At 39.6% G+C, this 9,822-nt stretch carries 8 protein-coding genes; all 8 read left to right on the top strand.

The window, feature by feature from the left end; all coding sequences use genetic code 11:
* Nucleotides 1-223 (top strand): cob(I)yrinic acid a,c-diamide adenosyltransferase (locus JW794_05860; GenBank protein MBN2017635.1); only part of this gene is annotated, 223 nt, incomplete at its 5' end.
* Between the two features lie 104 nt (nucleotides 224-327).
* Entirely contained in the window at nucleotides 328-2,595 is a 2,268-nt protein-coding gene (locus JW794_05855) for a vitamin B12-dependent ribonucleotide reductase (GenBank protein MBN2017634.1), read from the top strand.
* A gap of 19 nt (nucleotides 2,596-2,614) precedes the next feature.
* Complete coding sequence (locus tag JW794_05850) at nucleotides 2,615-5,773, top strand: PD40 domain-containing protein (GenBank protein ID MBN2017633.1); 3,159 nt, start codon at nucleotides 2,615-2,617, stop codon at nucleotides 5,771-5,773.
* A gap of 12 nt (nucleotides 5,774-5,785) precedes the next feature.
* Nucleotides 5,786-6,385, top strand: coding sequence for a LemA family protein (locus tag JW794_05845; GenBank protein ID MBN2017632.1), 600 nt, complete (start codon nucleotides 5,786-5,788; stop codon nucleotides 6,383-6,385).
* 2 nt (nucleotides 6,386-6,387) lie between these two features.
* A complete protein-coding gene (gene lpxK / locus JW794_05840) occupies nucleotides 6,388-7,455 on the top strand; it encodes a tetraacyldisaccharide 4'-kinase (GenBank protein MBN2017631.1) in 1,068 nt (355 codons plus the stop codon).
* A gap of 2 nt (nucleotides 7,456-7,457) precedes the next feature.
* Nucleotides 7,458-8,222 (top strand): TatD family hydrolase, encoded by a 765-nt coding sequence (locus JW794_05835; protein MBN2017630.1) that lies wholly within the window; start codon nucleotides 7,458-7,460, stop codon nucleotides 8,220-8,222.
* 64 nt (nucleotides 8,223-8,286) lie between these two features.
* On the top strand, nucleotides 8,287-8,457 hold the full coding sequence (locus tag JW794_05830; GenBank protein MBN2017629.1) for a 4Fe-4S binding protein: 171 nt from the start codon (nucleotides 8,287-8,289) through the stop codon (nucleotides 8,455-8,457).
* A gap of 55 nt (nucleotides 8,458-8,512) precedes the next feature.
* Nucleotides 8,513-9,822: transglycosylase SLT domain-containing protein (locus JW794_05825; GenBank protein ID MBN2017628.1), on the top strand; the 1,310-nt coding region annotated here is incomplete at its 3' end.

Genomic DNA, 9,822 nt, shown 5'->3' with positions numbered 1-9,822 from the left:
TGTAATACTGGATGAATTAAACGTTGCACTTGATTTTGAACTTATAAGTCTTGAAGAAGTCTTACCTTTCATCAAAGAGAAAAAAGATGATCTCGAACTGGTTGTTACTGGCAGATATACTCCAGGTGAGCTTCTTGAGATAGCCGATCTTATTACTGAAATGAAAGAAATTAGACATTACTTTTCAGAAGGAATTTCTGCTCGTGAATCCGTTGAATATTAAAAAATTTATAAAGCAATTGACGTAAAAAATTTGGGCACCCCAAATTATACCATCCTGATAATAACCTGATACAAGGATGCTGAATCAAATCGTGGAGGATTTCAATGGAGCTTTCTGATAATGCTCGAGCAGTATTAAGAAAAAGATACTTCAAAAAGGACCAGATGGGTGATATTATTGAGGACGAGAAAGCGATGCTCACGCGAGTGAGTGACAATATTGCGGGAAAAGATAAGAAAAAAGCTAAAGCATATTATGAACTGATGGATAATAGCTATTTTCTTCCTAATTCTCCCACACTTATGAATGCAGGGAGTGATCTGCAGCAGCTTTCCGCCTGTTTTGTCCTTCCTATTGAAGATAGTATGCAGAGTATTTTCAACGCTGTAAAAAATGCTGCTCTCATCCATAAAAGCGGTGGTGGAACAGGATTTTCTTTTACCAAGCTTCGTGAACATAATGCTCGAGTAGGATCGACCAGCGGGGTATCAAGTGGTCCGATAACCTTCATGAAAGTTTTCAATTCAGCAACCGATGCTGTAAAACAGGGTGGTACTCGCCGCGGTGCAAATATGGCAATCCTCAATGTTGACCATCCAGATATCATCGATTTTGTAAAAGCAAAGGAAAAAAATACCGAGCTCACAAATTTTAATATCAGTGTAGGTCTTACTGAGAAGTTTATCAATGCAGTGAAAAATGGAGAGGAATATGAATTGATTTCTCCACATAACGGCAAAGTAAAAAGGCGCATGAAAGCTCAAGATGTTTTTGAGTTGATCGTTGAGATGGCTCATAAGAATGGCGAGCCGGGAATAGTGTTTCTTGACAGACTGGACAGGTTCAATCCTACACCCGGTGAAGGAAAGATCGAGGCAACGAATCCCTGTGGAGAGCAGCCGCTCCTTCCCAATGAAGCATGTAATTTAGGCTCTATCAACCTGGCAAAAATGGTAAAAGATGGTGAGATCGATTGGGAACTCCTTAAAAAGACCGTTTATACAGCAACCGATTTTCTTGATGATGTGATCGACCGTTCTGCTTTTCCGCTACCTGAAATCGAAAAACAGGTAAAGAAAAACCGCAAGATCGGTCTTGGCATTATGGGCTGGTCTGATCTGCTTCTGCAACTCGAAATTCCTTATTGTTCGGACGAAGCAACAGATAAGGGTAAAGAGGTTATGGAGTTCATCGATTACCACTCAAAAGAACGATCGGTCCAGCTTGCAGTGGAAAAAGGACCTTTCCCGAATTTTAAAAACAGCATTTACAAAAAGGGAACCTTCTTCCGCGAAGGATTCAAGTTGAACTGGACTGCACTCATAGAAGATATAAAGGAAAAAGGAATCCGCAATGCGACCACAACAACGATCGCCCCGACCGGTACGATCAGTATGATCGCAGATACATCAAGCGGGATCGAGCCGATATTTTCATTAGTTTACATAAAAAATGTAATGGATGGGGAGAAGCTCTTATATGTGAACAAATATTTTGAAGAGGTCGCAAAAGAGCGTAAATTTTACTCAAAAGAATTAATGGAGAAGATCTCAGAGAAAGGTTCGCTTCATGACATCGATGAAATTCCCGATGATGTGAAACGAGTGTTTGTCACTGCCCACGACATCACACCCGAATGGCATATCCGCATGCAGGCTGCGTTCCAGGAATATGTGGATAATGCTGTATCAAAAACTATCAATTTTCCAAATTATGCAACGAAAGAAGATATATATACATCTTACATGCTTGCCTATCAACTCGGGTGCAAGGGTGTAACCGTTTATCGTGACGGAAGCAGGGACGAACAGGTTCTGCATGTAGGCAAGAAGATAAAAGAACATGACCGAACACGTATCGAGCCGCGTCATCGTCCCGAAACGACCATTGGTGTGACGAAAAAGATCAATACCGGGTGTGGGCATCTTTATGTAACCATCAATATTGATGAAACCGGACCCTGCGAGGTTTTCACCCAAATGGGAAAGGTTGGAGGATGTGCATCAGCTCAGCTTGAAGCAATTGCTCGACTGATTTCACTTGCTCTTCGCTCTAATGTGAAGGTCGAGTCCATTGTTAAACAACTTCGTCTGATCCGCTGTCCAGCGCCAATGTGGTCAAAAGGTAAGAAAATACATTCCTGTGCAGATGCGATTGCCAATGCAATCATCGAGTTCCTCGAACAGGATGGGAATGGTCTCAAGCAAAGGACTGAAGCTGCTGGTAAAGACCAACTGAAAGTGATCTCAGAGAGTCCTTCCTTTGATGAAACAACACCTGTTGGTTCGATGTGCCCTGAATGTGGTGCCACACTTGAGTTTAAAGAAGGATGTAAGACCTGTCCTATCTGCGGCTGGTCAAAATGTAGCTAATATACGAAAGGGGAGACTCATGCAAAAATGGTTTCTCATGTGTGTGATACTGCTTCTGGTTGAATCACTTTCTGCAGTAGAACCGCATTTTATGAATCAACCAGTACTCTCACCAGACGGTTCAACTGTTTGTTTTACATATTTGTCAGATCTGTGGCTGGTACCGTTTGAAGGTGGTGAGGTAAAAAGACTTACTGTTTCAAAAGGTGATGATTATAATCCTGTTTTTTCGCCTGACGGCAAAACCATTGCTTTTAATTCGAACCGAGATGGATTCGGTGGCATATATGTAATTCCATCTGAAGGTGGAACTGCGAGGTGCATCTGCAAAGAAAATATAACAGTCCTTGACTGGTTTAAAAACGGAAAGAAGTTTCTTGGGGCTGGATACCAGTTACCGAACCGTACAAATTTCATGGAAGTACCTCTTGACGGAACTCATCCAAAACTGATAACCGAGATTGGCAGTTCTATTGCGCAACTCTCTCCCGATAATAAAAAGATAATCTTTAGCTATAGAGGGGATCCTGACAGAGAGCGATACACTGGAAGTCATAATGGTGAGTTATGGGAATATAATATCAAAGAGAAAACATATGTGCAATTAACTCATACCGAATATACGGAACGATATCCCGTTTATTCTTATGTTAATGATCGCATCTATTTTTGTGGAGCAGATTTTGTAAAAGATAACCGAGCAGTACTCCAGCTTTATTTCGCGGAGAATTACGATTTCGACAATCCGCAGCAGCTCTCTGATTTTGATTACTGGTCAGCACGACAACTCAGTATAGCACGGGAGAAAGATAATCTTGTATTCACACTTTTTGATGAAATCTGGTCATACAATAGTGATAATGGCAGGATCAAGAAAATTCCTATAGACATCAAACAGGATTTCCTTGAAAGCATGGAAGTGACCGAAGAGTATGTGAATAGAGTTTCAAACTTCTCTGTATCTCCTGACGGTAAAATGGTTGCATTCACCTATAAGTTTGACCTCTTTGCAATCCCGGAAAAGGGAGGTGATGTAAAGCAGCTAACCTTCTCCCAGAAGGGAATTGGAGATATTGCAATTTCCGGTGATAATAAAACAATATATTTCACAACTTATGATAAGGGTAATCAGCAGCTTTACAAAGTGAATATTTCTGAACCAGACAAAATTCAGCATATTTCATGGTTCAAAAATGCATATGTGAACGAAATCTATTATGCTGATAAAGTAGGTTTAATCGTAAAATATTCTGAGAAAGAGGACTGGAACAATATAGCACTTCTCGATCCAGAGAAAGACAAAGTTCAAGCACTTATAACTGATCAAGTTGTTAGTTCAAGCTTCGAGGTGAGTCCCGACCAGAAGTATGCCCTCTATTTCGTGCTGACCCAAGGCACATGGGATGAGATCCTTTATCTCTACAATTTTGATACAAAAGAAAAAACAGCGCTTTATCCCTATCATGGTAATATGCACTCACCGATCTGGGGAAAGCAGGGATCGTATATTTTCTTTAATCGTGATGAGGATATTTGCAGAATGGACCTTCATGCAAAAGAAGATTTCTGGGATTATACCGATTATTGGGATCCCATTCTCAATCCGGAAGATGATGAGAAAAATGACGATAATAAGAAATCAAAAGACAAAAAAGATAAAGATAAAAAACATGATGAAGGCATAGAGGATGAGGATGAAGATGAAGAAGATGAGGAAGAAGTAACGATCACGATCGATTTTGAAGATATAAGAAAGCGGGTTAAGGTTATCACATCAAAGAAAGAACATAACTACATTATTGCTACTGATGAAGACAGTACGTTATATTATATTAATCGATCAGAAGATAACCTTTATACATTGCGCAAGGTTGATTACGAAGGTAAAAATGATGAGGAGATCACGACCTTTCTTGATCGACCCGAGCATATGATATATAATGATGAAAACGACTGCTTCTATTGTGTAATAATGAATTCACTGAAAAAGATAACAACCGATGGTTCAACAGAAACATTGGAAAATGAATTCACTTACACCTATGATAAACTTGCGTTGAATAAGACAGTTTTTGAACAAGCATGGATGGCTTTCAAGCGTGGGTTTTATGATCCAGGCATGCACGACATAGACTGGGATACATCATTTAAAAAGTACTATCCATACATGGATTATGCCTATTCCCCGGATGTTCTGGATTATGTGTATTCTGAAATGATGGGTGAAGTGAATGCATCGCATACTGGTTTCTATGCTAGAGATGACAATCCGGTCAGAACATTCCAGAAAGCATATGGCGGATTCACCCTTGATTATTCAGATGTTCCTAAAAAGGGGATTAAGTTCAAGCAGATTTTTAGAAAATCAAAACTCAACAAGCCACATGGGATAAAGCCTGGAGATGTGCTTCTTGCAGTCGACGGAAAAGAAATAACAGAAGAAACTGCTATCGACCCCTTATTCTTTAATAAAGAGCGTGATAAGATCGAGTTGAAAATCCAGACTCCTGATAGTATCGCCACCATTGAGATCCAAGGTCTTTCCTGGTGGCAGCATTATGGTATGTGGTACGATGACTGGGTCTCCTCACGCAAAGAAATGACTGATGAACTTTCCAATGGACGTATCGGATATGCTCATATCAGAAGCATGGGATGGGGTTCATATGAAGAATTTGTCCAGGATGTGTTTGCCAATAACTGGCAGAAGGAAGCACTTATTATCGACGTGCGCAACAATCCCGGCGGCTGGATTCATGACTGGCTCATTGAGCTCTTAACGAAAGAACCTTATGCTTTTACGACAAATCGTATATTCAATGTACAAAAAGTACCGTTCCCGGGTGATACATGGACCAAACCGACGATCCTGCTTATCAATCAGAATTCATTCTCAGATGCAGAGATATTTCCCAATATTTATCAGCATTTTGAGCTTGGCAAAGTCATCGGCATGCCCACAAGCGGTTCTGTGATAGGTACAGGGCATAGATATTTCATGGATGGTTCAAGTATGCGAATGCCGGGGACCGGCTGGTATTCTGCCGATGACGTAAATATGGAAGGCACCGGTGCAAAGCCGGATATCTATCTTGATCAAACCTTTGAAGAAAAAATAGAAGATAACGATGTTCAGCTCAAAAGGGCTGTTGAAGAATTATTAAAAGAACTTCAATAAACTGGAGGATACATGAAAAAAAAGGGATGTATTATAGCAATTATCATCGTTGTTGTTTTAGCAATTGCTTTATATGGCTATGTCAAAGGGAAATATAATTCCTTTGTCCAGCAGAAGCTTGATGTAGAAAACAACTGGGCGGAGATCGATAACCAGTACAAAAGACGGGCTGATCTTATTCCAAATCTTGTGAATACCGTAAAAGGATATGCTGCTCATGAAAAAGAGACTTTTACCGAAGTGATCGAGGCTCGTGCAAAAGCAACATCGATAAATATCGATGCTAATAATCTGACTCCTGAAATGATGCAGCAATTCCAGCAGGCACAAGCAGGACTTACACAGGCATTATCAAAATTGATGGTCGTGGTGGAGCAGTACCCAGACCTGAAAGCAAGTACGAATTTTATCCGACTCCAGGATGAACTAGCTGGAACCGAGAATCGCATCACTGTTGCCCGTATGAGATACAATGAAGTCGTCACAGTGTATAATAAGAATATTTCAATATTCCCTAATAACATTTTTGCCGGAATCTTCAACTTTGATAAAGCACCACTGTACCAGATCGACGAAAGCGAGAGAGAAACTCCAGAAGTAAATTTTGACTAACCATGTCTGCACACTCATTTATTGAGAAGCATTGGGTAAAGAGAAGTATCCTTTCGTACCTATTTTTGCCCCTTGCTTTTCTTTTTTCTTTGATCCTTTGCCTGAGACGAATTCTCTATTCATATAGATTTTTCAGATCATACAAAGCTGATGCCTTCATTATTTCTGTAGGAAATCACACGGTTGGGGGTAATGGTAAAACTCCCTTTACGATCTTGCTTGCACACGCTCTGAAACATGAGAATTTGAAAGTTGCTGTATCACATCGAGGTTATAAAGGCGCTTTTGAACATACGATAAAACTCATTTCAGACGAAGAGCAAATTTTTGAAGACACCTATTTGGCGGGTGATGAACCGCTTCTTATTGCAAATAATTGCAAAGGCATTCCCGTAATCGTTGGAAGCAATCGAAAAGCAGCTATCAAGTTTCTCCAAAACAAATTCTCACCAAATGTTATCATTCTGGATGATTCTTTTCAACACCTTCACGTCAAACACGACTATGATTTTCTTCTCTTTAATGGTAAGAATCCAATAGGTAATGGATTTGTTATACCTGCAGGAATGCTCAGAGAACCTGCTTCAGCAATAAAGCATGCAGATTGCTATGTTATGAATGACATTTCTGATGAATATTATATTCCCAAGCAGCTCAAAAAATATTCAGCACCTTTAATTTCAACTACTTATCAGATCAGAAGTCTCATACATTTTCAAGATAGTAAAGAGGAAAAACTTGGATCTGTTACCGGCAAAAAAGTCATGCTTGTATCCGGTATAGGTAATCCTTTATCATTTGAAAACAGTTTGCAGAGGTGCGGTTTTGATATTGTGAATCATCTGAAATTCAAAGATCATCATGAGTATAATGATAATGATGTACATGAAATAATAAAAAAAGCAGAGAAATCTAAAGCGGATATGATCATAACAACTGAGAAGGATTATGTGAAGTTGAAAAATCTGAACATTGATTATTCAAAATTCTATTATGCAAAACTGAAGGTCATCATCAATGAGTTTGAGATATTCAATGGCATTGTAGATGCATTAAAGAAAGAGATGTAAATATGCTGTTCATAGACACCCATTCCCATTTGCAGTTTGATTCCTATGACAAAGACCGCGATGATGTGATCGCTCAAGCATTCTCAAGAGGGATTAAAGCTATCATCAATATAGGAATAGATGAGAAAACCTCGAGACAGGCGATTGAGCTTGCCCACCAATACAAAAACCTATTTGCAACTGCCGGTTGGCATCCCCATGATGCAAAGTCCTATGATGAGAACATTCTTCGGGAATTACTCGATGATGCATCGATCGTGGCACTTGGTGAGATCGGTCTTGATTATTTTCGAAATATCACACCTCATGATTTGCAAAAGAACATATTCGAAGCGCAGCTACAAGTTGCAAAAGAAAGAGATTTACCGGTCGTTGTCCATGACAGAAATGCTCATATCGATGTGTTTGAAATACTCAAGAAGTATAAACCTCGGGGAGTTGTGTTTCATTGTTTTTCGGGTGATTATAATTTTGCCCGTGAGGTGCTCGAGCAGGGCTGGTTCATTTCATTTACCGGCTCTGTTACCTTTGATAAAGGATTGTATTTTGGCACGATCCGAGACATACCAGATGACCAGTATTTTGTCGAAACCGATGCTCCTTTTCTCACTCCTTATCCATATCGTGGCAAGCGGAATAGACCGGAATATGTCGAATACATCATACAACATATTGCAGAAATCAAGATGAAAAGTCCTCTTGAAATAGCAAGGCAAACGACTGAAAATGCAGAAAATTTCTTCTCTTTGCATAAAAAACTTGATTAGAATAAAACTTAAAAAAATATTTCGGAGAAAATAGAAATGAAATCGTATAGTGGTGGAGGAAACCATGGCAGTAAAAATTGATAAAGAAAAATGTGTTGCTTGCGGGGTGTGTGTTGATGTATGTCCCACCGAAGCACTGTCTGTTGTAGGCGATTATGCCGAATGCGACGCTGATCTCTGTGTTGATTGCGGAGCATGTATTGCAGAATGCCCTACTGAAGCGATCTCAGAATAAGCAACAAGAAAATTTAATATAAGCCATTCGTGGATGCGGATGGCTTCTTTTTTCTATGAAGAAAATAGTATTACCAATCCTTGTTATACTTATTCTCACTGGTTGCGTGACGCTTCAGAAACCAAAGAAGTATGAAGAGCCATTCAATCATGTCGACTATTATGAGAGCATCATTGATAGTATGAACAGGGAACGCTCTTCCTTACAGGAAGAAGTTGATTCTCTCTATCAAAAGTTAATTCTCCTCAGAGATTCGCTAGCTTACCTGGGAAGCACTACCCGCATGAAAACTCAGGTTGGATTTCCAGACACACTCTACTTTTCAGGATTTGTATTTGACCTGACAAACGAGCGTATCTTTCAAAAGTTCAATGACTGGTATAATGCTGAAATTAAGTTTTCATATAAATATATACCAAGAACAACAAAGTATTTTCCTGTAATTGAGGATATTCTTACACAATATAACTTACCCAGTGATGTGAAATATCTTGCTGTTGCGGAAAGTTATCTCAGCCCCCTTGCCCACTCATCAGCTGGTGCAACAGGTTTCTGGCAGTTCATGAAATCGACAGCAGAATATTATGATCTGGAAATGAATGATTTCGTTGACTTGCGCAGGGATATCTTTGCTTCGACCCATGCTGCATGTGAATATCTGAACTGGAGCATGAAAGCGCTGACAAAAAAAGGCGCACCCGATATCCTTCTTGCGATTTGTGCGTATAATTCTGGCTTAGGAAATATAACCAAAGCGATCGATGAGCAAGGAGGTACTGATTTTTTCAGCCTGATACAACGAAAATCAGAAACAGATGATTATGTATGGCGTACACTTGTCGTTAAATATATTATCGAGAATGAAGAGCAGATCTTCACCAAATCCTTTGAAAAAGAACCCAGCATCTATGAAACATGCAGGATTGTTCCTCTTAAACTTGAAGGACATTATAAACTGGACGAATGGGCGCAAGCACAGGGAACGGTCATACGAGATGTTTGGGAGTTGAATCCGTGGCTCAAGATCTATAAGAGAAACAATTACACACACTCACCTGTTAATGATGTTGTTGCAAGTCCCGGTGAATTTACCGTATTACTACCAAAGAACTCAATTCCAGATGAAGCGAAGGTTGCACAAATTGAGAAGCAATTTTTGGAAACAAACAGTGGCTATTTTACAGAACATGTCGTAAAGAAAGGGGAAAATCTCTGGATTATTGCGTCCCGTTATAAAACTTCAGTTTCTCAGCTCATGAGTATCAATGGTTTGAATTCCTGGACGATTTATCCAGGACAGAAGTTGAATCTAATCTCCACAAAACCTAAACCAGATCCAGAAAAATATTACATTGTTAAAAATGG

Source organism: Candidatus Cloacimonadota bacterium (assembly GCA_016932035.1).
Taxonomy (GTDB): domain Bacteria; phylum Cloacimonadota; class Cloacimonadia; order JGIOTU-2; family JGIOTU-2; genus Celaenobacter.
The sequence above is the reverse complement of the archived record's forward strand: the minus strand, read 5'-3'. Positions and strand labels throughout refer to the sequence as shown.